This is a genomic window from Croceibacterium atlanticum (assembly GCF_001008165.2).
In the GTDB taxonomy this organism is placed as follows: Bacteria; Pseudomonadota; Alphaproteobacteria; order Sphingomonadales; family Sphingomonadaceae; genus Croceibacterium_C; species Croceibacterium_C atlanticum.
In genome coordinates this window covers 2,092,147-2,115,775 of the sequence record NZ_CP011452.2, presented here as the reverse complement: position 1 = coordinate 2,115,775, position 23,629 = coordinate 2,092,147, and the positions used below count along the sequence as shown (strand labels likewise).

Genomic DNA, 23,629 nt, shown 5'->3' with positions numbered 1-23,629 from the left:
TTGTCGAAGCCTATGTGCGCTGCACCATTTGATTGTGCAAATGCGAATTCTGCGAGGGGAGTTGCATATTTTGCAATCAGGTTTTGTTGCCTGAAAGCAATGCTGTGCCCGGTTCGCTGCATGGCTGGCTGGACAGCGCGCCCGGCAAGCGCTTAACGCGCCAGCATGGACGCCCAGCATCTTCCCGATTCCATCCTTATCGTCGATTTCGGCAGTCAGGTGACCCAGCTCATCGCGCGGCGCGTGCGCGAAGCCGGGGTCTATTCCGAAATCGCCCCCTTCACCATGGCTGAAGAAGCCTTTGAACGGCTGAAGCCCAAGGGGATCATCTTCTCCGGTTCGCCCGCCGGCGTGCCGGAAGAAGGATCACCCCGTGCGCCGCAGAAACTGTTCGACAGCGGGCTGCCGATTCTCGGCATCTGCTATGGCCAGCAGGTGATGACCCACCAGCTGGGCGGCGAAGTGCGGCCCGGCCATGAAACCGGCGATGGCGGCGAATTCGGCCGCGCCTTCCTGACCGTGACGGAAGAATGCGCCTTGTTCGACGGTTTGTGGAACGTGGGTGAACGCCATCAGGTGTGGATGAGCCACGGGGACAAGGTCACCCGCTTTGCCGAAGGGTTCAAGATCGTTGCCATCAGCGACGGCGCGCCCTTTGCCGTGATCGCGGATGAAGAACGCAAATATTACGGCACGCAGTTCCATCCCGAAGTCGTGCATACGCCCGACGGGGCGAAGCTGCTGGCCAATTTCGTCCGCCATGTCTGCGGCTGCGCGGGCGACTGGACCATGGCCGAATTCCGCAAGACCAAGATTGCCGAAATCCGCGAACAGGTGGGCGACAAGAAGGTGATCTGCGGCCTTTCCGGCGGCGTGGACAGCGCCGTGGCCGCTGTGCTGATTCATGAAGCGATCGGCGAACAGCTGACCTGCGTTTTCGTCGATCACGGGCTGATGCGCATGGGCGAAGCGGAACAAGTCGTCAGCCTGTTCAAGGGGCATTACAATATCCCGCTGGTCCATGTGGATGCCGAAGACCTGTTCATGGGCGGGCTGGACGGCGTTTCCGACCCCGAGAAGAAGCGCAAGTTCATCGGCAAGACCTTCATCGACGTGTTCGAGGCGGAAGCGAAGAAGATCGGCGGCGCCGATTTCCTGGCCCAGGGCACGCTCTATCCCGACGTGATCGAAAGCGTCAGCTTCACCGGCGGCCCCTCCGTCACGATCAAGAGCCATCACAATGTCGGCGGCCTGCCGGAACGCATGAACATGGCGCTGGTCGAACCCTTGCGCGAATTGTTCAAGGACGAAGTGCGCGAACTGGGCCGCGAACTTGGCCTGCCGGAGATATTCGTCGGCCGGCACCCGTTCCCCGGCCCCGGCCTGGCGATCCGTATTCCGGGAGAAGTGACGAAGGAACGTTGCGACATCCTGCGCAAGGCCGATGCGATCTATCTGGAAGAGATCCGCAATGCCGGCCTCTATGACGCGATATGGCAGGCATTTGCCGTGTTGCTGCCGGTCAAGACCGTGGGCGTGATGGGCGACAGCCGCACTTATGACAGTGTGTGCGGATTGCGCGCGGTGACCAGCACTGACGGCATGACCGCCGATGTCTATCCCTTCGACGCCGGTTTCCTTTCCCGCGTGGCGACCCGCATCGTGAACGAGGTCCAGGGCATCAACCGCGTGGTCTATGACTATACGTCGAAACCGCCCGGCACGATCGAGTGGGAATGACAGGACGAAATTGACCGCCGCGATCTTCACCGCCGGCGCCAGCGACCGCGAAGAGGTGGTCAAGCTGTGGCAGGCCGCCGGGCTGACCCGGCCGTGGAACGATCCGGTGGCGGATTACGATCGGGCGCTGGAAACGCCCGCTTCCGCGATCCTGCTGGCCAAGGATGACGGGGCCGTGTTCGGCAGCGTGATGACCGGGTATGACGGGCATCGCGGCTGGGTCTATTACCTTGCCGTCGACCCCGCGCACCGCGGCCAGGGGATTGGCCGCCTGCTTATGGACGCGGCGGAAGCCTGGTTGCGGGAACAGGGGTGCCCCAAGATCCAGCTGATGGTCCGGGCCGGCAATGACGCGGCGAAGGATTTCTACGCCGCGCTGGGTTACGAAGAACAGCCCGTCTGCACGATAGGCAAACGGCTGGACTGATCTGCCTGCCGCTATGCCCCGGCGCCTGGTTGGTGGAGGGCCTGCCGCAGGCGACTGGCGGCAAAATCCAGGAAAACGCGCATCTTGGTGGGTAACGGCCCATTGCCCGAATGCAGCAGGTGAACGGGCAGGGGTTCGCTTTCGAAATCTTCCAGCAACAGGCGCAGATCGCCTTTCCTGACAGCATCCGCGCATTGATAATGCAGGACGCGGGTGGCGCCGACATGGGCGATCGCCCCTTCCACCGCCCCTTCCGAAGTGGAGACGTTCAGCCGGGGCATGGTGGGCACGTCCACTGACGCGCGATCCCCCGCCGGGCGGAAGGGCCAGACGGCGGAGGGATGGAGGAATTCGAAATTGACGATCGGCATGTCCGCCAGTTCTTCCGGCCGTTTCGGTTCTCCATGCGCGGCGATCAGGCGCGGGCTGGCGCAGACCACGATGCGCATCCCGCCGATTCGGACCGCCTTCATCATGCTGTCGGGCAGGTGCCCGATGCGCAGGGCAATATCCACGTGGTCGTCCAGCAGGTGCAGATTGCTGTTGGTCAGGACCAGCCGGACATTGATTTCCGGATAGGCGGATAGAAATTCGTTCACCACGGGCAGGACATGCCGTTGCCCGAAATGGACCGGCGCCGTCAGCACCAGCGTGCCACGCGGCACCTGGAATTCGCCCGAGGCAAGCCTCTCCGCCTCGTCCACTTCCTCCAATATGCGCCGGGCGGAGGCGATATAGGCGGCGCCCGCTTCCGTCACGGCCAGCTTGCGCGTGGTGCGTGCCAGCAACCGCGTGCCGAGATGATCTTCCAGTTCGCCCACCTTGCGGCTGACAGTTGGCAGCGGCACGCCCAAGGCCCGGCTGGCCGCAGAAAAACTGCCCGTATCCACCACCCGCAACAGGATGGTCATCGCTTCCAGCCGGTCCATCATTGTTCCACTTTATGAGATTATTCTTCTCAGAATTAGCGGATTATCTATCAAAAGGGAAAGGGCCATTTCTCTCCTCGTTCGGACCGACCCCCGGATCCGACCCAGAGAAAGGAAATGAAATGTCCCGTCTGACCATCCCTGCCCGTGACGATGTTCCCGAAGCGTCGAAGCCGATCCTCGATGCCGTCCACAAGCAATTGGGCGCAGTGCCCAACATGTTCCGCCTGATCGCCCAGAGCCCCGCAGTCCTGCAGGGATATAAGGCCAATAATGGCGCGCTGGCCAAGGCGCTGGACGTGAAGACGCGCGAACGCATCGCCCTGGCCGTGGCCGAAGTGAATGGCTGCGAATATTGCCTTTCGGCCCATAGCTATCTCGGCCTCAACCTCGCCCGGATCGCGCCGGAGGAAATCGAGCTGAACCGGCGCGGACGATCGGGCGATGCCAGGGCGGATGTCGCAGTCCGCTTTGCCGCAAAGGTTGCGGCCGAACGGGGCCGGGTGAGCGACGCCGATATCGCCGAACTGCGCGAGGTTGGTTACGCGGATGGCCAGATCGTGGAGATCATCGCCATCGCGGCGGAAAACATCTTCACCAATCTGCTGAACCTGGTGGCCGATACCGAAATTGATTTCCCCGTCGTGCGCGTCCTCGAGGCGGCGTGACCGGGCGGGGCGGACCGGATCCACCCCCGCACCCCTGTCCCTTCCGGTCCGCCCCCTTTTTCGGAGGATTTTCCATGGCCTACGGATTTCTCGATATCGTCACCACGCCGCGCATCCGCGCCATCCAGGAAGAGATGGGCAGCGACCGGGTCTATCGCGATTTTCGCGGCCACCGCGAATCCGATCGCTTCACGGAGAATGAGCGGGATTTCATCGCCGGGCGGGACATGTTCTTCCTTGCCAGCGTGGGCGAAGGCGGCTGGCCTTATGTCCAGCATCGTGGCGGCCCGCCGGGCTTCCTGAAAGTGATCGATGAAACCACGCTTGCTTTCGCCGATTATCGCGGCAACCGCCAATATGTCAGCGCAGGGAATATCAGCGGCGATGGGCGCGTTGCGCTGATCCTGCCGGATCTTGCCCGCCGCGCCCGGCTGAAGATCCTTGCCCATGCCCGAATAGTGCCGCTGGGGCAGAATGCCGAACTGGAAGCGGCGGTGTTCGATCCGGATTACCGGGCCGTGCCCGAACGCATCATCCACATGCAACTTGCGGCGTTCGACTGGAATTGCCCGCAACATATCACCCCGCGCCTGACCCCGGCGGAAATGGAAGCGGGCGTGACCCGCCTGCGTGACCGCTGCCGGGCGCTGGAACAGGAAAACGCCCTGCTGCGTGCGCAGCTAACGGGCCGGAACGGAGAATAATCATGGACGAACAACGCCCGCCACTGCCGCCTTTCACCACGGAAGAGGGCGCCGCCCGCAAGGTCCGCATGGCAGAAGACGCCTGGAACAGCCGCGATCCGGCCCGCGTGGCGCTGGCCTATACCCCCGGCAGCAAATGGCGGAATCGGGACGAGATCTTCACCGGCCGCGCCGCCATAGAGGAATTCCTGACCCGCAAATGGGCGCGTGAACTGGATTACCGGCTGGTCAAGGAATTGTGGGCCTTTCGCGGCAATCGCATTGCCGTGCGCTTCGCCTATGAATTCCATGACCGCGGCGGCCAGTGGTTCCGCGCCTATGGGAACGAGAACTGGGAATTTGATGAAAACGGCCTGATGCGCTGGCGGGTGGCCAGCATAAATGACCGGCCGATCACCGTGGCGGAACGCAAGTTCCACTGGCCGCTGGGCCGCCGCCCGGATGACCATATGACGCTCAGCCAGATGGGGCTGTAACGGCCCTATTCCCCGCCGTCTGCCAGGCCCAGCGCATCGCGCATGACATGGAAGATATCGGTCTGGTCCAGCAGGCCCGTAACGTTGAAGGCGCGCGGGCCATAGGCGGCGACGCGCAATTGCGTGCCGGTATGGCCCATGGAACCTTCTTCCGCATTGCCATAGCTGACCGTCATGACCGCGCCATCGCTGGTCAGCAAGGACTGCGACAGGCCCGGCACATGGGCATCCGGATAGACGATCTGCCCCGCATGGGCATGGTCGGCGGTGACGATCACCAGCGTATGGCCGTCCTGCTTCGCGAATTCGATGGCGACCTGCACCGCTTCGTCCAGATCGACGGTTTCACCGATCTGGGCGCAGGGATTGGCAGCGTGCGATTGCTTGTCGATGGAGGCGCCTTCCACTTGCAGGAAAAAGCCGTTCGGATTGGCGGAGAGAAGCTGGATCGCCTTGCCCGTCATCGCCGCAAGGGTCGGCTGGCTGTCCGGCCGGGCCGGATTGGCGGCGCAAGTCACCGGCGGCTGTTCCAGATTGCCGTGATAGCTGGCGCTCGGGCCCTGCCAGCGAACCGGCAGATTGCCATCCGCGAACAGGCCGAGCAGCGGCGTGCCCTGATCCGCGCCAGTCACGGCTGCCATGTCCTGCGCCGTGGTCACGAGGTGGAAGCCGCGATCTTCGGCCTGTTCCAGCAGGCTGCGGCCCTGCCACTTGCCGGCAGTGGCGGACTGGCGGAAATATTTCGCCCCGCCGCCCAATGTTACATCGGGCCGGGCATCCAGCAATTGTTCGGCGATGGAGCCGGGGCCGCCATTCTCCAGCGCATGGGCGGGGCACTCCGCGGTCGTTTCTCCCGGCCCCTTGCAATCGCGCAGGGCGATATGGGCGATTTGCGCGGCGGGCGTCGCATCCTGAATCTCGGCGGTGGAGACATTGCCTGTCGCCAGCCCGGCAGCCTTGGCCAGTTGCAGCAGGCTGGCATGTGCTGTGCCGCGTATGTCCACGCCGATCGCGCCATTATAGCTCTTCACCCCGGTGGAGAAGGCGGTGGCGGAGGCGGCGGAATCGGTGACATAGACCGGCTTGCCCGTTTCCCGGTCGAGCGAATAATGGGTGTATTGCCCGCTGACCGGCAGCGCATCCAGCCCCTTGAAATATCCGCCGGCCCCTTCGGCATAATTACGGGCGATGGTAATTTCGGAATCGCCCATCCCGTCACCGATCAGCAGGATGACATTGCGCACTTCCGCTTCGGCATCGCGGATCGCCATGTCGCGATAGGCAGCGCTGTTATCTGCACGCAGGCGGCGCGCCCCGTCGGGCGTGCTGGCATCCCCCATCGCGCCGCGCTGCATCAGCGCATCGGCGCCCGACATGTCCTGCGCGGCGGCGGGCATGGCCACGGCGACACTGGCGAGCAGCGAGAGGGCGATCTTTTTCATGAATGTTCCTGCGGCAGATATGATTCAGTCCCCGCCGCATAGGCAGGTGATGTGAAGCATATGTGTCAGTAATCCGGCCGCTGGCCTTACCAGTGGTTTCCAGCCGCGATTGCCCGCAATTCAGCCGGGGAGGATTCGCGGCCGAGCATTTCATTACGATGGGGGAAGCGGCCGAAACGGGCGATCATTCGGTAATGATCCACCGCGAAACGGCGGATCGTCGCATTGCCCAGATCGGTATAATATCGCAGCGACCAGATCTGGTCGCCAATATGTTCGCTATGCATCAGCGGCATGGCCAGGAACTGGCGCTGATGCAGTCCCATCCCCCGGTCCCAACCCCGCATCAGCGCGCCGCGCGTGATTGTCCGCGCCAGTGGATCGAAGGTGAAGGCGTGCCGCGTCCCGCGATGGAGATTGCGCGGCACCTGATCGAACAGCAGGATCGCCGCCAATGCGGTTTGCCGGTCGGCCAGGAATTCATGCGCCGGGCGCGGCCACAACATCGCCAATTCGCGGGAAAAGCGCCGCTTCAGCGCGATATCAACATGCTCCCCGCCGCCGAACCAGTCTGCCGGGCCCAGCGTCTGGAACCAGAAATGCAGGATTTCGGCCGCCCAGCGGCGTCGCGGGGCGGCCAAATTCGCTTACTCCGGCTTACGGTAGGGGACGAAGTCTTCCAGGAACACGATCCCGGTCAGGAAATGGCCCATGCGGTCCACTGTGCGGATCATGTCATTGGTGCATAGCTGGCTGCCATATCGGTCCACAACCAGGATATCGCTGTCATCCAGCATTTTCGGGTCTTTCGGGCGGGCGACATAGATCGTCGATCCCGCATCATAGACCAGCGCGGTTTCGTCGATCACTTCCAGCCTGCTCATATTGTGCTGGCTGATGCATTTCACCGGATCGCCGGCAACCCGGCCTTCCAGCATCTTGGCAAGCTTCGCCTCACCCTTTTCGGCCCGCGTCTGCGCAGTGGCGGCGGTGCCGGATCCCAGTGCGAGCGCCATGCCCGCAAGTACAGCTGCAATTCGTTTCATAGCGTGTCTCCCAATTGGGGATCGAACTATGGTTAAATGGGTGAATGGCTGCTGAAGTTCCAGTTCAGGCACGCCTTGCGGCGCGCATGGTCCGGGCACGGATCAGGCTGGCGACACGCCTTCTTCGGCTGGCAGATCGCCCACGCCCAGTTCATTGATACCGCGTTCCGCCGGGCCGCCTTTCAGCACGAAGCGGCGATCGCAATAGCCGCAATCGACATAGCCCTTTTCATCGATCTGCATGTAAACGCGCGGATGGCCGAGCGCTGCGGATCGGTAATTGGGGCCGTTGCGAATGTCGCCCGCGCCGTCGCACCAGACGCGCGGCGTGTCGACGATGGTTGTTTCGGGCACGTTGTCCATAGGCCGTCGCCCTATCGCGCCCGCGCGATTCCCGCAATATTGCGCGTGGCGGCGCTGCCGATTGCCGTTTCACCTCTTTACCTGCGGGGCCCGCTCGCCCACATGGTGGATATGCCGGATGCAGCCATCGAAATTCGTGATGTCGTCAAGGAATATGCGGGTACGGGCAACGCCCCGCCCAAACTGGCGCTGAAAGGCGTCAGCTTCGATGTGCCCGAAGGCGGGATTTTCGGCCTGCTCGGCCCCAATGGCGCGGGCAAATCCACGCTGATCAACATCATGGCCGGGCTGGTGAACAAGACATCGGGCACGATCCGCATCTGGGGCCACGATATCGATCGCGATCATCGCAATGCGAAACTGTCCATCGGCATCGTGCCGCAGGAAATCGTGTTCGATCCCTTCTTCACGCCATATGAAGTGCTGGAAAACCAGTCCGGCATGTATGGCGTGGCCAAGGCCTTGCGCCGGTCGGAAGAATTGCTGCGTGCCGTGCGGCTGGAAGATAAGCGCAACGCCTATGCCCGTTCGCTGTCGGGCGGCATGAAACGGCGCCTGCTTATCGCCAAGGCAATGGTCCATTCCCCGCCGATCCTGGTGCTGGACGAACCGACCGCCGGGGTCGACGTGGAATTGCGGCGGCAATTGTGGGAACTGGTGGGCGAACTGAACGCCGACGGGGTGACGGTGGTTCTGACCACCCATTACCTGGAAGAGGCGGAACAATTATGCGACCGGATCGCCATCATCAATCATGGGGAACTGATCGCCAACAAGCCCACGCGCGAACTGGTGAACATGGCGCGGGAAAAGATCGTGCGCATCAGCGTGGACCGTGATCTGACCGCGCCCCTGACGGAAGACGCCTTCCTCAAATGCGAACTGGCCGATCCGCGCACTCTGGAAATCACATATGACCGGGACCGCAGCAGCGCCGGGCAGGTGCTGGATCTGGTGCAGAAACATGATCTGGGGATCGAGGACGTGACCACGCGGGAACCGGATCTGGAAGATGTCTTCGTCCAGCTGACCACGGCGGCCAGCCAGGCGGCCTGATCGTTTACCCTGCGCGCATGAGCGCAGGAATTGGTGCGGTGCAGCACTCTATCGCGCTTGCGACGGGCCGCGCACACCTCCATGAAGCGCGCCATGGCCACCACGCAACACGAATATGATGTCCTGGTAATCGGTTCCGGCGCGGCCGGGCTGACGGCCGCACTGACTCTGGCGGAAAGCTGCCGGGTCATGGTGCTGGCCAAGGGCACGCTGACCAGCGGTTCCACCGCATGGGCGCAGGGCGGGATCGCCGCCGTGCTGGATGCAGGCGATACGTTCGAGGAACATATTCGCGATACGATGATCGCCGGGGCGGGGCTCAACCGGCGCGAAACGGTGGAATTCGTTATCGAACGGGCGCCCCATGCCATCCAGCGGCTGGTGGAACTGGGCGTGCCCTTCAATACCGAAGGTTCCAATCTGCACCTGACGCGCGAAGGCGGCCATTCGCACCGCCGGATCGTGCATGTGAACGATGCCACGGGCTGGGCCGTGCAGGCCGCGCTGCTGAAGGCGGCGGAAGAAAATCCGAATATCACCCTGCTGCCCAATCGCAGCTGCGTGGATCTGATCACCGGCCGCAATGCAGAGAAATTCTCCGGTTCGGGCCGGGTCTGGGGCGCCTATGCCCTGAACGAGGAAACCGGCGACGTGGAAGCGCATGTGGCGCGGGCCACGGTGATGGCCGCGGGCGGTGCGGGGCGTGTCTATCAGTTTTCCACCGCGCCGCGCGGGGCCACCGGGGATGGGATCGCCATGGCCTGGCGCGCCGGCGCGCGCGTTTCCAACATGGAAATGATGCAGTTCCACCCCACCTGCCTGTATAATCTGGAGGTCAAGAACTTCCTGATTACAGAGGCGGTGCGCGGTGAAGGCGGGCGGCTGTATAATCCGCGCACCGGCAATCGCTTCATGGAAGAATACGATCCGGAACGGATGGAGCTGGCACCGCGCGATGTGGTGGCGCGGGCGATCGACAGCGAAATCAAGCGTTTCGGCCTGGATTACGTCCATCTCGATATCAGCCACAAGCCGGCCGATTTCGTGAAGGGGCATTTCCCCACCATCCATGAAAAGCTGATGGGGCTGGGCATCGACATGACCAGCGGACCGATCCCGGTGGTGCCTGCGCAGCATTACACCTGCGGCGGTGTGCTGATCGATCTCAACGGCCGCACCGATCTGCCCGGCCTCTATGCCGCCGGCGAATGCAGCGAAAGCGGGCTGCATGGCGCAAACCGGCTGGCTTCCAATTCCCTGCTCGAATGTTTTGTATTCGGCGAAGCCGCCGCGCGCGATATCCTGGAAAACTGGGCAGGTTTCGATGCGCCGCCCCCGATCCGCGAATGGGATGAAAGCCGCGTGACCGATTCTGACGAAGAAGTGGTCATCAAGCAGAACTGGACCGAAATCCGCCGCTTCATGTGGAATTACGTGGGCATTGTCCGCACGACCAAGCGGCTGGAACGCGCCGCCCACCGCATCCGCCTGCTATCGGATGAGATAGAGGATTATTACGGCCATTTCCGCGTCACCACCGACCTGATCGAATTGCGCAATCTGCAGCAATGCGCCGATCTGATCGTCCGCAGCGCGCTGCAACGCCATGAAAGCCGCGGTCTGCATTTCACGCTGGATTATCCGAACACGGATGAAGTCGGGAAGGACACGGTGCTGGTGCCGTAAGGCGCGTTTCAGGCCAGCCCGTTGGCTTCCTGAAATTCGCCCGCCAGCGCCAGATATTCGGTCATTTCGGGAAAGCGTTCAAAACTGCGCGTCGCGGGCACTGTAACCCAGGGCAGGCGTTCGGCGGTCTGCGTTTCGATATAGGGCCGGAACCAGTGCGGATCGTCCAGCATGGTGGCCCGGACATTCACGAAACCGGCATCGGGTTCGATCGCGGTATAGACCCAGCTCAGGCAATATTCGCAGTGGTAATGGCGGATATCCTGGCCATGCACGCCGCCGATAATGGCCTTGCCTTCGGTAATTGCAAAGCCGCCGCTCGGCACCGAAACCGTCAGCGAATAGGCGCTGCCGGACATGAGCTGGCAGCCGCGGCAATGACAGGCCGATGTCATCAGCGGGGCCTGGTCCACGCGGAAGCGCAGCTTTCCGCAACGGCAGCCGCCCGCCCAGGGCAGGTCCGGAATCGTCATCCGATCCCCCCATTCACAGCAAGGTGCGCCCGGCGAATATCAGCAGCATCGCACCCACCACCGATGCGAGACAGCCGGCGCGGTTGAAATCCGCGCCGCCCCGGCTGACCAGCAGGCCCGCGAAAAGCGATCCGCCAACGCCCAGCAGCATGGTTTCCAGCAGGGTCATATCCACCGCACCCGGATAGAACCAGCGCGCCAATACGCCGACGATCAGGCCGGCCAGCAAGGCCGACAATATGTTGAACATGGCCGCGTCTCCCCTGTTTTCCGGCAAGGCGGCGTTACCGCATCCGCGCCGCGGGCGCAGCAAAATTGCCACCTGCGATTCGATTGATCCAAAGCCCCGCAGAGATGTTTTCCGGTGGAATTTTTTTGCACTGATTCAAATAGGGCCTTGCGGGCCGCGCCAACCCAGCTTGGACCACGCGTCGCGCTGTATTGCCGGCCTATGCCACCGGCAATTTTGCGACCAAATGCAGGTTAACGCCCTTGCGCCGGAATCCGCGGCGATTCACTATTGGTAGTGGCAGGGTCGCAAGGGGTACCCACAAGACCTAGATTTTGCACTGCGGCGCATGAAAGGGCGCCACGGCGGCTGAATCGGCGTCTTCCGGTATTCTGCAAGGCCCGGTGGAGGACTGGCGGGGGATAAGTTTTTCCCCTCCAGCGCATGGGAATGGATAGGTTGGGTGTCTGCCCACCGATTCGAACACATGCGGAACATCGTGGCAATCCCCATATGGGGATCGAATGAATTCGGGGGCGGCGTGCAAATGGAATTTCGAAGCGGGGACGAAGCGGCAATGGGTCTGGACGTAACCGATGCGGCCAATGCGGAGGCGGGTTCCACTGCCTCGCACGGCGCCGAAAAGGCGGGAAAATCCGCCGGGACAGCAGTAACGATGGACAAGAAGGATATGGGTAGCGAGGAACTGGTGGCCGGTGCCGCAGCCGGCGCCATGGCGGAAGCGGTGAAGGCTGCCGCCGCGCCCAGTAACGATACAAAGTCGGTCAATCCCCGCCGGTTCGATGTGAAGACGGATCCGGCGCGCGATGCGAACCTGACCGAATTCGGCAAGGAAACGCTGACCGACCGCTATCTGCTGCCCGGTGAAACCTATCAGGATCTCTTCGCCCGCGTGGCCGATTGCTATGCGGACGATGCCGATCATGCGCAGCGCCTGTATGATTACATTTCCAATCTGTGGTTCATGCCGGCCACCCCGGTGCTGTCCAATGGCGGCACCAATCGCGGCCTGCCGATCAGCTGCTATCTGAACTCTGTCGAAGACAGCCTGGACGGCATCGTCGGCACATGGAACGAAAATGTCTGGCTGGCATCGCGCGGCGGCGGCATCGGCACCTATTGGGGCAATGTACGCGGTATTGGCGAACCGGTGGGCCTCAATGGCAAGACCAGCGGCATCATCCCCTTCGTGCGGGTGATGGATAGCCTGACGCTGGCAATCAGCCAGGGTTCGTTGCGCCGTGGTTCGGCCGCCTGTTATCTCGATGTCAGCCATCCGGAGATCGAGGAATTCCTCGAAATCCGCAAACCTTCGGGCGATTTCAACCGCAAGGCGCTGAACCTGCATCACGGCGTGCTGCTGACCGACGAATTCATGGAAGCCGTGCGCAATGGCGACGAGTTCGAACTGAAGAGCCCGAAGGACGGTTCCGTGCGCGGCAAGGTGCTGGCCCGCAACCTGTTCCAGAAACTGGTGGAAACCCGCCTTGCGACGGGCGAACCCTATATCGTCTTTTCCGACACGGTGAACCGGATGATGCCGAAGCATCACCGCGATCTGGGGCTGAAGGTTTCGACCTCCAATCTGTGCAGCGAAATCACTCTGCCGACCGGCATCGACCATCTCGGCAATGACCGCACGGCCGTGTGCTGCCTTTCTTCCCTCAATCTCGAAAAGTGGGACGAATGGAACGGCGACAAGGTCTTTATCGAGGACGTGATGCGCTTCCTCGACAATGTGCTGCAGGATTATATCGACCGCGCGCCGGACGAAATGGCGCGCGCCAAATATTCCGCCAGCCGGGAACGCAGCGTCGGCATGGGCGTGATGGGCTTCCACTCCTTCCTCCAGTCCAAGGGCATCGGTTTCGAAAGCCCGATGGCCAAGGTGTGGAACCTGAAGATGTTCAAGCACATTAACCAGAAGGCCAATGAAGCATCCATGATGCTGGCGCAGGAACGCGGGCCTTGCCCGGATGCGGCGGATCAGGGCGTGATGGAACGCTTCAGCTGCAAGATGGCGATCGCGCCGACCGCGTCGATCAGCATCATCTGCGGCGGCACCAGCGCCTGTATCGAACCGATCCCGGCCAATATCTATACCCACAAGACCCTGTCGGGCAGCTTCGTGGTCAAGAACCCCTATCTGGAAAAGCTGCTGCAGAAGAAGAGCAAGGATTCCACCAATGTCTGGAATTCCATCCTGGAAAAGGGCGGATCGGTCCAGCATCTGGATTTCCTGACGGCGGAAGAAAAGGCGACCTTCAAGACCAGCTTCGAAATCGATCAGCGCTGGCTGCTCGAATTCGCGGCGGACCGTTCGCCCTTCATCGATCAGGCGCAGAGTCTCAATCTCTTCATCCCGGCCGATGTCGACAAGTGGGACCTGATGATGCTGCACTTCCAGGCGTGGGAGAAAGGCATCAAGTCGCTCTATTACCTCCGGTCCAAGAGCGTGCAGCGCGCGGGCTTTGCCGGTGGGGTGGAGGCGGATAACACCTCCGAAGCGACCAAGTTCGAACTTACCGCCGGCGGCGAACAGACCGATTACGAGGAATGCCTGGCCTGCCAGTGAGGCACTGGTTTCCCCCTCTCCTCAAGGGAGAGGGAGGGAGCGCCGCAGGCGCGCAGGGATGATCGAGGTGGGCGGCGTAATGGCTTCCATTGCCGCGCAAACCGGGTCAGATTGTCCAGACAAGGGCGGAGCGCAATCATGAGCCGGAACATCCCTCAACCACCCACGCCGCAGGGCGGCGCGGGCTTCAGTCTCTCCCGGTGGGGGAGGGGTTTGCGCCTGGGATTGCCGCTGGCTTTCCTCCTCCTCACCGCTTGCGCCGCGCAGGCGCCGGATGCCGTCAGCACCGCGCCCGAAACGCCCGGCTTCCTGTGGGGCCTGTGGCACGGGTTCATCTTTCCCTTCGCCTGGATCGGTTCGCTCTTCAATGCGGACATCGCCGTCTATGCCGTGCCCAATAATGGCGGCTGGTATGATTTCGGCTTCTTTCTCGGCGTGACCGTGCTTGGCGGCGGGTCGTGGTTTTCATCGCGGTCGAGGCGGGGGGACTGACCCTTTCCGGAACATCGGGGCGGATTGTCACGTTGCAAAGGTAAGACACGGGGAGGCGGGGCCATTCAGAGGAGTGTGCCGCCATGCCGCTTTACGTTCCGCAGATATTGCTCGCCCTGGCCATAATGATGACTGCCGTGGCCGGGATCTGGCTGCTGGTGAATGCCCGCGCGGTGGCGCGGCTGTTCCGGTCCACCGGGATCATAGAGCCGGGGCCCGGCCCGCGCCGGGCATCCCGCCGCGCGGTGGTGGTGGCGCTGGTCGCGTTCAATATCGGCTGGATCGGCAGTATCGCCATCTGGTCCTGGGCGATGAGTGACGATGCGCCGATGGTGGTCGATACGCAGCCCTGATCCGGACCGGGCTACGCATCCCCTTTCGTGCAGGATCACAATTTGCGACAGAATTTGACTTGAGACAGGGCGGTGTCAGTTCCACCGTGCAACCTGTATTCGATAGTTTCGGATCAGGAGTTTCCCATGCGCAAATGGCATCGCTGGCTGTCGGTCTTTTTCGGCATATTCATGCTCTGGATCGCGGCCACCGGCGTGCTGAGCCAGTTGGCCGTGCTGTGGCCCGCGGGGGAGCCGGATCCGGCCGCCGCCATGGCCGCCACTCCGCCGGAAGGCTTCGTCTGTCCGGAAGGCTGGCGGTGCAGCCCGCCGCGTGCCGATACGGGCGGCATCCGTTCAATGGTCGGCCTGTTCCACCATCTCCATTCGGGCGAGTCATTCGGGCCGATCGGCACGGCCATATCGGTAATGTCCGGCCTGGCGCTGATCTTTTTCGCGATATCGGGCCTGTGGCTTTACCTGCAGATGTGGGCCAACCGCCGCAAACGGAAGCTGAAGGGTGGCATGTTCTGGAAATGAGCGGCGCGCGGCCAGAAAATCGTTGCTAGCAATTCATTTACTCTCCTGCCCTATGCATATGGGCATGAGCGCAAGAGGCAGGAAAATCACCAGCCAGTTCGGACATGCCGATATCGGCGTGAGCCGGTATTTCGCGCTTTACCTGGCGCAGGCGGGCTGGGTCGCGCTCGGCCTTTACCTCTATTCGCAGGCCATCTGGCCTTCCACCTGCACGCCCCACGGGCTGGTGGAAATCTATATGTGCAGCGGGCAACTGGCCGATAATCGCGGCTGGGTGGAAGCTGCATTGATGACCTGGCTGTGGACCACGCCCCTGTTGCTGGCGCTGGCGGGCATGGAACTGCTGCGGCGCATGGGCATATTGCGCAGCGATCGCTGAAAAGCGGCTGACTGGCGGTTCCGTCCTGTGGGAGGCGGCCGGGCCTGAATATCCGCGCGTGATGAAAAACCGTTTTATCCCCGCCGAATCATAAGTTCTTGCCTTCGATTCCCGGGCATGATTCCCTATGTTGGAACCTCACGCGAACACCCCCGGAGGCCACAACATGTCGCTGCTCGAAGCCCGCAAGACCTACAAGCCCTTTGAATATCCCTGGGCTTACGAGTTCTGGAAGCGGCAGCAGCAAGTGCACTGGATGCCGGAAGAAGTCCCCCTTGGGGAAGACTGCCGCGACTGGGCGCAGAAGCTGACCGATCATGAACGGAACCTGCTCACGCAGATCTTTCGCTTCTTCACCCAGGCGGACGTGGAAGTGCAGGATTGCTACCACGAAAAATATGGCCGCGTGTTCAAGCCGACCGAGGTGAAGATGATGCTGGCGGCGTTCAGCAATATGGAAACCATCCATATCGCCGCCTATTCCCACTTGCTCGACACGATCGGCATGCCCGAAAGCGAATATGGCATGTTCCTCGAATATGAGGAGATGAAGGCCAAGCATGATTACATGCAGCTCTTCGGTGTCGATTCGGATGAAGATATCGCCCGCACCCTGGCCATGTTCGGCGGCTTCACCGAAGGGATGCAGCTTTTCGCCAGCTTCGCCATGCTGATGAACTTCCCGCGCTTCAACAAGATGAAGGGCATGGGGCAGATCGTCAGCTGGTCCGTGCGTGACGAATCGCTGCATTGCGAAGGCATTACCCGCCTGTTCCACGCCTTCACGCAGGAACGCGATTGCCTGACCAAGGCGGTGAAGGAAGACATCATCGATTGCTGCCAGAAAACGGTGCGGCTGGAAGATGCCTTCATCGATCTCGCCTTCGAACAGGGCCCGGTTCCGGGCATGACGGCGAAGGAGATCAAGAAATATATCCGCTACATCGCGGATTGGCGGCTGGGCCAGCTGGGCCTGCAGCCGATCTACATGGTGGACGATCACCCGTTGCCCTGGCTCACCCCGCTGCTCAACGGTGTGGAACACGCCAACTTCTTCGAAACCCGCGCGACCGAATATTCCAAGGCGGCAACCCGCGGCAACTGGAACGACGTCTGGGCCAGCTTCGACAAGCGCAACAAGGCCAAGGCCGCGAATGAGGAAGAGACCGTTGAAGACGGCCCCGGCCTGTTCGGCGACGGCGAGGGCGTCCAGGCGGCGGAGTGATCCAGCGGGGGGAGCGCGGTTATCGCCCCGGCTTGGACCGGGATGGCGACGGGGTGGCCTGCGAACCGTGGCGGGGGCGTTGAACGGCGCGCCTAGCACCAATCGCCGCGATAACCCTTCCAGGGTTCGGCCAGCCCTTCTTCCACCAGAATATCGCCAAGGCTCCGCCCTTCACGCGTGACCACGCGCAGCAGGCGGCCATAACGGTCCCGGTCATTGCCTGCCGTCTCCAGCGTGAAGGGGCCGCGATTGAGCAATTGGGTAAGCCGCTCCGTCGCCTGCGCGCCCAGCCGCGCCTCTCGCGCACAATCGGGCTGGCTGGTTTCAGGCGTATTGATGTCCGCGATGCGGATCTTCTTTCCGCGATACCAGAACGTATCCCCATCCACGACGCAGGTGGTGCGGACTGTACCGCTGCACGGCTCGAAACTCGCGCTGTCCCTGTCCATCGGCACATGGGCGCGGGAGGGAAGAGGGGCATCCCACAGGAACACAACGGTAAAGGTCGCCAGCGGAAGAGCGATCATCAGCGGAAGAAACCAGCGGGCATTTCCCTTCTGCGCTGGCCTGCGCGCAGCAAACCGCCGCCCTTTTTGCGGGCGAAGCGGCACGGCCTTGAAGGGTTTGCGCGGCATGGCGGCATTGTCACCCCAATTCCGTCACCGAAGCGTTAAGCGGCGGCGATCAAGATCTGCCCCGCCCTAGACAGGTCAGCACCAGCCGCGGCGGAAGTTTTCCGGGTTTTCGGCCAGTCCTTCGGCCACCAATATCTGGCCTATGCTCTGCCCGTCGCGGGTGATGGTGCGCAGCAGGCGGCCATAGCGGTCCTCGTTCGGGCCATCGGGATTGCGATGCAGGCTGAAGGGCGCCGCATTCAGCAGATCCTGCAATCGCGCGGCCGCCTGGCTGCCGATACGCGCCTCCTTTGCGCAGGTGGAGCGGCCGGCTTCAGGTGCGTTTATATCGGCGATGCGGATGGCCTGCCCGCGATAATAGAGCGTGTCCCCGTCAATCACGCAATTGGTCTGCATCCGATTGGTGCAGGCGGCGAATTGCGCGCTTTCAATGTCGCCCGTTTCCACGACGGGCCGGGCTTGGCTCTTGGGCGGGCTGAGGCCCAATGTGGCGACCGATGCGGCCGCCAGCGGGACAGCTATCAATGCGGGCAGGAACCAGGACAATTCGCGCCACACATTGTTGCGGCGGCGATACCCGCGGCGATAGGTTGCATCGTCGATCGTTTGTTCTGGCATGGCCGGTCAGATGACGCAGACGGCTATAGGGCGCAATTCAGGGCGATTCCTGATTGGGCGGAAGGATTCCGTCAGGGATTTGAAAACAGGCCCCGGGCCGGAACCGGGTGCGGTGCCCGCGCGTTGATCAGATCGGGATAGATCTGGATAGGAGGAACCCATGGAAGAAGTCACGAATGAAGATCGCCGCCGCGAAATTCGCACTCTTGTGGAGCGGATAGAAGCCCATCCGGAACGCGACATGAAGGAGGAGCGGGAACGGCTGCGCGTGCTGCGCAAGATCGTGGAAGGCGATCAGGACGCGGGCTGAATCAGTTCCGTCCTTGAAACCTGAACCGAATTGAAAAGGGCGGCGGGTCGATGCCCGCCGCCCTTTCGCGACCTGAAGGACGAGGCCTTCATTTTCAGTTGTTCAGCGGGTCATCCACTGAATCCGGTTCCTCGGGCATTTCGGAATCCGGCGTTTCCGGCAGGAAATCCTCGTCATCGAGATCCGGCTGGTCTTCCACCCAATCATCATCTGCCGGGGGCGGCACTTCGTCCGGGTCCACGTTCTGCACGTCGCCCGGCGTGGCGGGTGCTGCATCCTCCGGCGGGGGCGGCGGCAAGGGATCGTCACTGGGCGGTGCGGGCGGTCCCGGAGGCGGGGGCAGCGGATCCTGCGACGGGGGAGGCGGGGGCACTTCCTGCGCCGATGCGGCGGAAGCGCCGGCCAGCAACATGGCGGCCAGCGATGGGGCAATGAAACGGAGCTTGTGCATTTGCGGGTTCCTTGAACTGTTCTGCATCCGCAAACACAAACGTGCGGCCCGCCAGATTGGCGATTGGGATTGCGACCAGCGGCGCGCCGGATAAGGCAAAAGGAGCAGAAAAAGCCCCGGTTCATCGGGGGTTTAGCTGCCGTTAACCTTTGGGCCGCGCGGGCCGTTTCAGCCCGTCGCCCGCCCGCCTCTATTCATCGGGCAGCAGATAGGGGCGAATCGGTTCCAGCATCCGGAATTCTTCCGTCAGCGGCTTGTGCGGCAGGTCCGGCCAGTCGATTTCCTGTTCCGGCACCACCGTATCGGGCAGGCGATCCAGCAGATCGCGGATCAGGGTCAGCCTGCCATGCTTCTGGTCGTTGAAGTCGACCACGGTCCAGGGCGCATGCGGTGTGTGCGTTGCCGCGAACATCGCCTCCCTCGCGGCGGTATAGTCCTGATAACGGCTCCGCGCTGCTGCATCGACGGGGGATAGCTTCCAGCGTTTCAGCGGATCTTCCAGACGTTCCGCGAAGCGTTCTTCCTGATGTTCCTGATCGCAGCTTAGCCAGTATTTGAACAAGCGGATCCCGTCATCCACCAGCAGCCTTTCGAAAATCGGCGCCTGGTGCAGGAAGGCGGTGACTTCGGCATCGCTGGCAAAGCCCATCACCCGTTCCACTCCGGCGCGGTTGTACCAGCTGCGGTCAAACAGCACGATTTCGCCGGCGGCGGGCAGGTGCTGGACGTAACGCTGGAAATACCATTGGCCGGCTTCCACCTCGCCCGGCCTGGGCAGGGCGACCGTGCGGCATTGCCTTGGATTGATGCGTTCAGAAATCGCCTTGATCGTGCCGCCCTTGCCGGCCGTGTCGCGCCCTTCGAACAGAACGCAGATGCGTTCGCCCCTGGTTTTTGCCCAGCGGGCCATGGCCACCAGCTCATGCTCCAGAGGTTCGAGCAATTCCTCGTATTTCTTGCGCTTCATCGTGCTCTTTCCCCCGAGGTGCGGCTGTCCTGGCTACACCAGCGGAAGGCATGGCGGAACGGGCAATGCGTATTTCCGGCGCAGGACTGGCTTTGCAGCGTGCGGGGGAGCGGCTAAGGCGCAGGCCATGACCGCCTCGCAGGACAAGCAAATGCTCGCCAAGGCGGAGACGCTGATCGAGGCGCTCCCCTATTTTCAACGCTATGCCGGGCGTAGTTTCGTCGTGAAATATGGCGGCCACGCCATGGGCGATCCCAAGGCCGCGCGCGATTTTGCCGAAGATATCGTGCTGCTCAAGGCAGTCGGCATCAACCCGGTGGTGGTGCATGGCGGCGGGCCGCAGATCGGTGCCATGCTGAAGAAGCTGGGCGTCGAATCGCAATTCATCGACGGTTTGCGCGTTACGGACAAGGCGACCGCCGAAGTGGCCGAAATGGTGCTGTCCGGCGCGATCAACAAGGAACTGGTCGGCTGGATCGCGCAGGCCGGGGGCAAGGCTCTGGGCATTTCGGGCAAGGATGCCGGGCTGGTCACCGCCAGCAAGGTCGCGCGCACGACCAAGGATCCCGACAGCCAGATCGAACAGGCGATCGACCTGGGCTTTGTCGGCGAACCGGAAGAGGTGGACACCACCATTCTGGAAACCGCGAGCAAGGCGGGCATGATTCCGATCGTGGCCCCGATTGGCGCGGGCAGGGATGGCCATACCTATAATATCAATGCCGATACGATGGCGGGCGCCATTGCCGCCGCGCTTGGTGCCGCACGCCTGTTCCTGCTGACGGATGTATCCGGCGTGCTGGACAAGCAGGGCAGCTTGCTGACGGACCTGACACCCGCCGATATCGCCAAATTGCGTGAAGACGGCACGATCAGCGGCGGCATGATTCCCAAGCTGGAAACCTGCGTGAAAGCGGTTGAGGCCGGGTGCGAAGCGGCAGTGGTTCTGGATGGCCGCGTGCCGCACGCCATGCTGCTGGAATTCTTCACCTCCCGCGGGGCGGGTACGCTGGTTCGCGCCGGGGGCGATTGATGCGGGCGCCGGCACTGCTGCCCGCCTTTGCCCTGCTTGCCGCCTGTTCCGGCAATTCGGGGCAGGCGGACAAAACGGCGGAGCCTGCCGAAGCCGCGCCCGCAGCGTCTCCGCAACCGGCCGATCCGGATCATCTCCTGGCGCTGTCCGACCGGGATTGCGCGGTGGTGGCGAATTTCTATCTCGATGCGGTCAGCGCGGGGCGTTTCCGCGATGCGGCGCTGGTCTGGGCCGGCCCCGAAATAGATGATCGGCTGCTGGAGGCGCGCTTTTCCGATTATGCGGAACCGCAATTCACCATGGCCGAACCGATGACGGAAGGCGCGGCGGGTTCGCTCTATTGCACGATTGACGGCGTTCTGACCGATGCCGCCGATCCTTCAATGCCCGAAAGCGCGGGCCAGCTGGTGCTGCGCCGGGTGAACGATGTGCCCGGTGCCACGCCGCAGCAATTGCGCTGGACGCTGCGTTCCAGCACGTTCATCGAACCGCTTGAACGGGCGGCCGGATCTCCGGACGCTTGATGCGCCTCCACCCGCTGGGCTAGGCAGCAGATTGCACGTAGCGAGAGGAAGTACGTCTTGATTACCCTTGTCAGCATTCTCGGCATTATCGTGCAGGCGATTGTCGTCCTGATCATCGTCCAGTTCGTGATCGGGTTGCTCTTTTCCTTCAATGTCGTCAGCCCGAGCAACCAGTTCCTGATGCAGGTCTATTCCTCCATCAATGCGTTGATGGATCCGCTGTTGCGGCCGATCCGCAAGATCCTGCCCGATACGGGGGCGATCGATTTTTCGCCGCTCGTGCTGATAATCGGGCTGCAGATACTCATGCGCATATTGTCTGACATTGCCTTCCGTATCTGATCCTGTCCTGCGCGGTTGGCGCGCCGCGTTCGCGCTGCTTGCCTGCGCGGCGCTGGCCGCGTGCGCCGCAGGGCCGCAGCGGCGCGACGGGCCACGCATTCCGGCGCGGGCCGATCCCAGCCGGGTGGTCGCGACCGAACTGGCCTTTTCCCGCATGGCGCGGGAAGAAGGGCAGTGGACCGCCTTTGCCGATTATGCGGCGGACGGGGCGCATATGTTCGTTCCGGAAAAGGTGCTGGCGCAGGAATGGCTGAAAGGCCGTGCCGATCCGGCGCAGTCGATCAGCTGGCATCCCCACCGCGTCTGGTCCAGCTGCGACGGGACCGTGGCGGTCACACGGGGGGCTTGGGAAGGGCCGGGCGATACGCATGGCTGGTATTCCACCGTGTGGAAGCGGGTCCGGGATGACCGGCGCGGCGAATATCGCTTTCTCGCGGATCTGAGCGGATCCCTCGAACAGCCGCTGCCTGCGCGCGACATGATCGGATCCGACATTGCCCGCTGTGGCGGCGCGCCGGGCCCGGCACCGGCGGCGCCTGCTGCGCCGGAAGAAAGCGGCCGGTCGGATGACGGCACGCTCTACTGGATCGCAGGGCTGGACGATGCCGGCCGTCCGCAGATCCGCGTATGGCAGTGGGACGGTTCCGAAATGGCGCCTGCTGACCTGTCGCTGGGCAGGGGACGGATCGGGCTATGATCGAAATCTTCCTTTCCGCCTTCGTCACCCTGTTCCTGGTGATCGACCCGCCGGGTTGCGCGCCGATCTATGCCGGGCTGGTGAGCGAGGCGACCCCGCGCCAGCAACGCAACATGGCCATTCGGGCCACATCGATCGCTTCGGTCATCCTGCTGTGCTTCGCCCTGTTCGGGGAACAATTGCTGGGCGCCTTGCATATCCAGCTGGATTCCTTCCGCATCGCCGGCGGTATCATGCTGTTCCTGATCGCGCTGGAAATGGTCTTTGAAAAGCGGACCCAGCGGCGCGAGGAACGGGCCGAGAAGATTCGTGCCACGCCCGAGATAGAGGACGTGTCCGTTTTCCCCATGGCCATGCCGATGCTGGCCGGGCCGGGCGCGATCGCATCCATCATGCTGCTGATGGCGCGGGCGCAGGGCACGGAAGAGACCCTGGTCATTCTCGGCGCGCTGGGTGCGGTCATGCTGCTGACCCTGGGCGCCCTCATCGCGGCCACACCGCTGATGCGGCTGTTCGGCAATGATGTGGAGGCAGTGATCACGCGCCTGCTGGGCGTGTTGCTGGCGGCGCTGGCGATCCAGTTCGTGATCGACGGGGTGAAGGGCAGCTTCCTGTAAGGCAGCCGCCCGTCCCTATTGCAGCGTCACCCGTTCCTCGTCCGGATCGCCGCGGCCGAAAAACTGCATCAGCTGGATCAGCAATTCGCAGCGTTCGGCCAGATTGGGCGCTTCCAGCAATGCCTGCTTGGACGCGGAATCGAATGGCGCGATCTGGCTGACGCCGTTGATCAGCGATGTATCGTCCAGCCGTTCGACCGAATCCCAATCGATCGAATAACCCTGCATATCGGCGAAGATGCGGGCTTCCTGTTCAAAACCGGCGCGTTCGGCCAGGCTCAGCGTTTCATGTTTCGGATCGGCCAGCAATTCCGCCTCGATCTGGCGGAAGGGCGTCTTCACATCCAGTTCCCGCTTAAGGCGGAAGCGCGATTCCCCTTCGAGGACGATATTATACCGGCCATCTTCCAGAGCCTCCACATCCTCGATTCGGCCGACGCAGCCGATCTGGAACAGGGGGGCATCTTCTTCCGGGCCCTGCGGCTGGATCATCGCGATCCGCCGGTCGCGCGCCAGCGCATCCCCCACAAGGGCCCGGTAACGCGGCTCGAATATATGGAGCGGCAATTGCAGGCCCGGGAACAGGATCGCCCCGGACAATGGAAAGATAGAGAGCCGCGAACTGGCCACGA

At 62.6% G+C, this 23,629-nt stretch carries 32 protein-coding genes; 20 read left to right on the top strand and 12 right to left on the bottom strand.

Annotation, left to right across the window (positions count from 1 at the left end):
• The first annotated feature begins 165 nt into the window (after positions 1-165).
• Both guaA and WYH_RS10040 read left to right on the top strand, forming a co-directional pair.
• Complete coding sequence (guaA, locus tag WYH_RS10045; protein WP_046903723.1) at positions 166-1,740, top strand: glutamine-hydrolyzing GMP synthase; 1,575 nt, start codon at positions 166-168, stop codon at positions 1,738-1,740.
• Between the two features lie 10 nt (positions 1,741-1,750).
• A complete protein-coding gene (locus WYH_RS10040; protein ID WP_046903722.1) occupies positions 1,751-2,167 on the top strand; it encodes a GNAT family acetyltransferase in 417 nt (138 codons plus the stop codon).
• 11 nt (positions 2,168-2,178) lie between these two features.
• Here WYH_RS10040 and WYH_RS10035 read toward each other — a convergent pair whose 3' ends face one another.
• Positions 2,179-3,099, bottom strand: a complete 921-nt coding sequence (locus WYH_RS10035) for a LysR family transcriptional regulator (protein WP_235979356.1) — start codon at positions 3,097-3,099, stop codon at positions 2,179-2,181.
• A gap of 119 nt (positions 3,100-3,218) precedes the next feature.
• Between WYH_RS10035 and WYH_RS10030 the strand changes: the two genes are divergently transcribed.
• The 3 genes from WYH_RS10030 to WYH_RS10020 all read left to right on the top strand — a co-directional run bounded on the left by WYH_RS10030 (position 3,219) and on the right by WYH_RS10020 (position 4,944).
• A complete protein-coding gene (locus WYH_RS10030) occupies positions 3,219-3,764 on the top strand; it encodes a carboxymuconolactone decarboxylase family protein (protein WP_046903721.1) in 546 nt (181 codons plus the stop codon).
• A 74-nt stretch (positions 3,765-3,838) separates the two neighbouring features.
• Positions 3,839-4,468 (top strand): pyridoxamine 5'-phosphate oxidase family protein, encoded by a 630-nt coding sequence (locus WYH_RS10025; RefSeq protein ID WP_046903720.1) that lies wholly within the window; start codon positions 3,839-3,841, stop codon positions 4,466-4,468.
• A 2-nt stretch (positions 4,469-4,470) separates the two neighbouring features.
• Positions 4,471-4,944, top strand: a complete 474-nt coding sequence (locus tag WYH_RS10020) for a nuclear transport factor 2 family protein (protein WP_046903719.1) — start codon at positions 4,471-4,473, stop codon at positions 4,942-4,944.
• A gap of 5 nt (positions 4,945-4,949) precedes the next feature.
• Here the strand turns inward: WYH_RS10020 and phoA are convergent, their stop codons facing one another.
• The 4 genes from phoA to WYH_RS10000 all read right to left on the bottom strand — a co-directional run bounded on the left by phoA (position 4,950) and on the right by WYH_RS10000 (position 7,795).
• Positions 4,950-6,386 carry an alkaline phosphatase gene (phoA, locus tag WYH_RS10015; protein ID WP_046903718.1) on the bottom strand — a complete coding sequence of 479 codons (1,437 nt, stop codon included), beginning with the start codon at positions 6,384-6,386 and terminating at the stop codon, positions 4,950-4,952.
• Positions 6,387-6,472: 86 nt separating this feature from the next.
• Positions 6,473-7,027 carry a DUF924 family protein gene (locus tag WYH_RS10010; RefSeq protein ID WP_046903717.1) on the bottom strand — a complete coding sequence of 185 codons (555 nt, stop codon included), beginning with the start codon at positions 7,025-7,027 and terminating at the stop codon, positions 6,473-6,475.
• A gap of 6 nt (positions 7,028-7,033) precedes the next feature.
• On the bottom strand, positions 7,034-7,432 hold the full coding sequence (locus WYH_RS10005; RefSeq protein ID WP_046903716.1) for a hypothetical protein: 399 nt from the start codon (positions 7,430-7,432) through the stop codon (positions 7,034-7,036).
• A 102-nt stretch (positions 7,433-7,534) separates the two neighbouring features.
• Entirely contained in the window at positions 7,535-7,795 is a 261-nt protein-coding gene (locus WYH_RS10000; protein WP_046903715.1) for a zinc-finger domain-containing protein, read from the bottom strand.
• Between the two features lie 102 nt (positions 7,796-7,897).
• Between WYH_RS10000 and WYH_RS09995 the strand changes: the two genes are divergently transcribed.
• Together WYH_RS09995 and nadB are read left to right on the top strand one after the other, a co-directional pair.
• A complete protein-coding gene (locus WYH_RS09995) occupies positions 7,898-8,851 on the top strand; it encodes an ABC transporter ATP-binding protein (protein WP_046905045.1) in 954 nt (317 codons plus the stop codon).
• 93 nt (positions 8,852-8,944) lie between these two features.
• Complete coding sequence (gene nadB / locus WYH_RS09990) at positions 8,945-10,537, top strand: L-aspartate oxidase (protein ID WP_046905044.1); 1,593 nt, start codon at positions 8,945-8,947, stop codon at positions 10,535-10,537.
• A gap of 8 nt (positions 10,538-10,545) precedes the next feature.
• On the opposite strand, the gene WYH_RS09985 is transcribed toward nadB, so the two are convergent.
• The gene (locus WYH_RS09985) at positions 10,546-11,010 is read right to left on the bottom strand and encodes a GFA family protein (RefSeq protein WP_046903714.1); all 465 of its coding nucleotides are present in this window, start codon (positions 11,008-11,010) and stop codon (positions 10,546-10,548) included.
• Between the two features lie 13 nt (positions 11,011-11,023).
• Complete coding sequence (locus WYH_RS09980; protein WP_244877904.1) at positions 11,024-11,332, bottom strand: GlsB/YeaQ/YmgE family stress response membrane protein; 309 nt, start codon at positions 11,330-11,332, stop codon at positions 11,024-11,026.
• Positions 11,333-11,786: 454 nt separating this feature from the next.
• On the opposite strand from WYH_RS09980, the gene WYH_RS09975 reads away from it, so the two are divergent.
• The 7 genes from WYH_RS09975 (at position 11,787) to WYH_RS17385 (ending at position 16,886) form a co-directional block, all read left to right on the top strand.
• A complete protein-coding gene (locus WYH_RS09975) occupies positions 11,787-13,835 on the top strand; it encodes a ribonucleoside-diphosphate reductase subunit alpha (protein WP_046905042.1) in 2,049 nt (682 codons plus the stop codon).
• A 138-nt stretch (positions 13,836-13,973) separates the two neighbouring features.
• Positions 13,974-14,327: a hypothetical protein gene (locus tag WYH_RS09970; protein ID WP_328700719.1), complete on the top strand. Its 354-nt coding sequence runs from the start codon at positions 13,974-13,976 to the stop codon at positions 14,325-14,327.
• Positions 14,328-14,410: 83 nt separating this feature from the next.
• Positions 14,411-14,680 carry a hypothetical protein gene (locus WYH_RS09965; RefSeq protein WP_046903712.1) on the top strand — a complete coding sequence of 90 codons (270 nt, stop codon included), beginning with the start codon at positions 14,411-14,413 and terminating at the stop codon, positions 14,678-14,680.
• Positions 14,681-14,806: 126 nt separating this feature from the next.
• Positions 14,807-15,199 carry a PepSY domain-containing protein gene (locus WYH_RS09960; protein ID WP_046903711.1) on the top strand — a complete coding sequence of 131 codons (393 nt, stop codon included), beginning with the start codon at positions 14,807-14,809 and terminating at the stop codon, positions 15,197-15,199.
• A gap of 64 nt (positions 15,200-15,263) precedes the next feature.
• On the top strand, positions 15,264-15,578 hold the full coding sequence (locus WYH_RS09955) for a hypothetical protein (protein WP_156320121.1): 315 nt from the start codon (positions 15,264-15,266) through the stop codon (positions 15,576-15,578).
• A 166-nt stretch (positions 15,579-15,744) separates the two neighbouring features.
• A complete protein-coding gene (locus WYH_RS09950; RefSeq protein WP_046903709.1) occupies positions 15,745-16,803 on the top strand; it encodes a ribonucleotide-diphosphate reductase subunit beta in 1,059 nt (352 codons plus the stop codon).
• Positions 16,800-16,886 carry an excalibur calcium-binding domain-containing protein gene (locus WYH_RS17385; protein ID WP_082347941.1) on the top strand — a complete coding sequence of 29 codons (87 nt, stop codon included), beginning with the start codon at positions 16,800-16,802 and terminating at the stop codon, positions 16,884-16,886. The genes WYH_RS09950 and WYH_RS17385 overlap by 4 nt, the downstream gene beginning before the upstream one ends.
• A 9-nt stretch (positions 16,887-16,895) precedes the next feature.
• Here WYH_RS17385 and WYH_RS09945 read toward each other — a convergent pair whose 3' ends face one another.
• Positions 16,896-17,438, bottom strand: coding sequence for a thermonuclease family protein (locus WYH_RS09945; RefSeq protein ID WP_156320120.1), 543 nt, complete (start codon positions 17,436-17,438; stop codon positions 16,896-16,898).
• 75 nt (positions 17,439-17,513) lie between these two features.
• On the bottom strand, positions 17,514-18,056 hold the full coding sequence (locus tag WYH_RS09940) for a thermonuclease family protein (RefSeq protein WP_053833526.1): 543 nt from the start codon (positions 18,054-18,056) through the stop codon (positions 17,514-17,516).
• 160 nt (positions 18,057-18,216) lie between these two features.
• On the opposite strand from WYH_RS09940, the gene WYH_RS16855 reads away from it, so the two are divergent.
• On the top strand, positions 18,217-18,366 hold the full coding sequence (locus WYH_RS16855) for a hypothetical protein (protein WP_156320119.1): 150 nt from the start codon (positions 18,217-18,219) through the stop codon (positions 18,364-18,366).
• 94 nt (positions 18,367-18,460) lie between these two features.
• Here WYH_RS16855 and WYH_RS17050 read toward each other — a convergent pair whose 3' ends face one another.
• Positions 18,461-18,817, bottom strand: coding sequence for a hypothetical protein (locus tag WYH_RS17050; RefSeq protein WP_046903708.1), 357 nt, complete (start codon positions 18,815-18,817; stop codon positions 18,461-18,463).
• 190 nt (positions 18,818-19,007) lie between these two features.
• Positions 19,008-19,784 carry a polyphosphate kinase 2 gene (gene ppk2 / locus WYH_RS09930; RefSeq protein WP_046903707.1) on the bottom strand — a complete coding sequence of 259 codons (777 nt, stop codon included), beginning with the start codon at positions 19,782-19,784 and terminating at the stop codon, positions 19,008-19,010.
• A gap of 127 nt (positions 19,785-19,911) precedes the next feature.
• Here ppk2 and argB point away from each other — a divergent pair, with 127 nt between their 5' ends.
• Genes argB through WYH_RS09905 form a run of 5 tightly spaced genes read left to right on the top strand, consistent with a single transcriptional unit; the run spans position 19,912 to position 22,997 of the window.
• Complete coding sequence (argB, locus tag WYH_RS09925) at positions 19,912-20,817, top strand: acetylglutamate kinase (protein WP_046903706.1); 906 nt, start codon at positions 19,912-19,914, stop codon at positions 20,815-20,817.
• Complete coding sequence (locus WYH_RS09920) at positions 20,817-21,341, top strand: hypothetical protein (protein ID WP_053833524.1); 525 nt, start codon at positions 20,817-20,819, stop codon at positions 21,339-21,341. The genes argB and WYH_RS09920 overlap by 1 nt, the downstream gene beginning before the upstream one ends.
• Before the next feature lie 57 nt (positions 21,342-21,398).
• Positions 21,399-21,683: a YggT family protein gene (locus WYH_RS09915; RefSeq protein WP_046903705.1), complete on the top strand. Its 285-nt coding sequence runs from the start codon at positions 21,399-21,401 to the stop codon at positions 21,681-21,683.
• Positions 21,667-22,380, top strand: a complete 714-nt coding sequence (locus tag WYH_RS09910; protein WP_053833523.1) for a hypothetical protein — start codon at positions 21,667-21,669, stop codon at positions 22,378-22,380. Before WYH_RS09915 ends, WYH_RS09910 begins: the two co-directional genes overlap by 17 nt.
• Complete coding sequence (locus tag WYH_RS09905) at positions 22,377-22,997, top strand: MarC family protein (RefSeq protein WP_046903704.1); 621 nt, start codon at positions 22,377-22,379, stop codon at positions 22,995-22,997. The genes WYH_RS09910 and WYH_RS09905 overlap by 4 nt, the downstream gene beginning before the upstream one ends.
• A 15-nt stretch (positions 22,998-23,012) precedes the next feature.
• Here WYH_RS09905 and WYH_RS09900 read toward each other — a convergent pair whose 3' ends face one another.
• Positions 23,013-23,627, bottom strand: a complete 615-nt coding sequence (locus WYH_RS09900; protein ID WP_046905037.1) for an LON peptidase substrate-binding domain-containing protein — start codon at positions 23,625-23,627, stop codon at positions 23,013-23,015.
• Positions 23,628-23,629 lie beyond the last annotated feature (2 nt).

Bases quoted from the DNA above. Each gene is read 5' to 3' on its own strand.
- guaA (WP_046903723.1), top strand. From the start codon at position 166: ATGGACGCCCAGCATCTTCCCGATTCCATCCTTATCGTCGATTTCGGC.
- WYH_RS10035 (WP_235979356.1), bottom strand. From the start codon at position 3,099: ATGATGGACCGGCTGGAAGCGATGACCATCCTGTTGCGGGTGGTGGAT.
- WYH_RS10030 (WP_046903721.1), top strand. From the start codon at position 3,219: ATGTCCCGTCTGACCATCCCTGCCCGTGACGATGTTCCCGAAGCGTCG.
- WYH_RS10025 (WP_046903720.1), top strand. From the start codon at position 3,839: ATGGCCTACGGATTTCTCGATATCGTCACCACGCCGCGCATCCGCGCC.
- WYH_RS10020 (WP_046903719.1), top strand. From the start codon at position 4,471: ATGGACGAACAACGCCCGCCACTGCCGCCTTTCACCACGGAAGAGGGC.
- phoA (WP_046903718.1), bottom strand. From the start codon at position 6,386: ATGAAAAAGATCGCCCTCTCGCTGCTCGCCAGTGTCGCCGTGGCCATG.
- WYH_RS10005 (WP_046903716.1), bottom strand. From the start codon at position 7,432: ATGAAACGAATTGCAGCTGTACTTGCGGGCATGGCGCTCGCACTGGGA.
- WYH_RS10000 (WP_046903715.1), bottom strand. From the start codon at position 7,795: ATGGACAACGTGCCCGAAACAACCATCGTCGACACGCCGCGCGTCTGG.
- WYH_RS09995 (WP_046905045.1), top strand. From the start codon at position 7,898: ATGGTGGATATGCCGGATGCAGCCATCGAAATTCGTGATGTCGTCAAG.
- nadB (WP_046905044.1), top strand. From the start codon at position 8,945: ATGGCCACCACGCAACACGAATATGATGTCCTGGTAATCGGTTCCGGC.
- WYH_RS09985 (WP_046903714.1), bottom strand. From the start codon at position 11,010: ATGACGATTCCGGACCTGCCCTGGGCGGGCGGCTGCCGTTGCGGAAAG.
- WYH_RS09975 (WP_046905042.1), top strand. From the start codon at position 11,787: ATGGAATTTCGAAGCGGGGACGAAGCGGCAATGGGTCTGGACGTAACC.
- WYH_RS09970 (WP_328700719.1), top strand. From the start codon at position 13,974: ATGAGCCGGAACATCCCTCAACCACCCACGCCGCAGGGCGGCGCGGGC.
- WYH_RS09965 (WP_046903712.1), top strand. From the start codon at position 14,411: ATGCCGCTTTACGTTCCGCAGATATTGCTCGCCCTGGCCATAATGATG.
- WYH_RS09960 (WP_046903711.1), top strand. From the start codon at position 14,807: ATGCGCAAATGGCATCGCTGGCTGTCGGTCTTTTTCGGCATATTCATG.
- WYH_RS09955 (WP_156320121.1), top strand. From the start codon at position 15,264: ATGAGCGCAAGAGGCAGGAAAATCACCAGCCAGTTCGGACATGCCGAT.
- WYH_RS09950 (WP_046903709.1), top strand. From the start codon at position 15,745: ATGTCGCTGCTCGAAGCCCGCAAGACCTACAAGCCCTTTGAATATCCC.
- WYH_RS09945 (WP_156320120.1), bottom strand. From the start codon at position 17,438: ATGCCGCGCAAACCCTTCAAGGCCGTGCCGCTTCGCCCGCAAAAAGGG.
- WYH_RS09940 (WP_053833526.1), bottom strand. From the start codon at position 18,056: ATGCCAGAACAAACGATCGACGATGCAACCTATCGCCGCGGGTATCGC.
- WYH_RS16855 (WP_156320119.1), top strand. From the start codon at position 18,217: ATGGAAGAAGTCACGAATGAAGATCGCCGCCGCGAAATTCGCACTCTT.
- WYH_RS17050 (WP_046903708.1), bottom strand. From the start codon at position 18,817: ATGCACAAGCTCCGTTTCATTGCCCCATCGCTGGCCGCCATGTTGCTG.
- ppk2 (WP_046903707.1), bottom strand. From the start codon at position 19,784: ATGAAGCGCAAGAAATACGAGGAATTGCTCGAACCTCTGGAGCATGAG.
- argB (WP_046903706.1), top strand. From the start codon at position 19,912: ATGACCGCCTCGCAGGACAAGCAAATGCTCGCCAAGGCGGAGACGCTG.
- WYH_RS09920 (WP_053833524.1), top strand. From the start codon at position 20,817: ATGCGGGCGCCGGCACTGCTGCCCGCCTTTGCCCTGCTTGCCGCCTGT.
- WYH_RS09905 (WP_046903704.1), top strand. From the start codon at position 22,377: ATGATCGAAATCTTCCTTTCCGCCTTCGTCACCCTGTTCCTGGTGATC.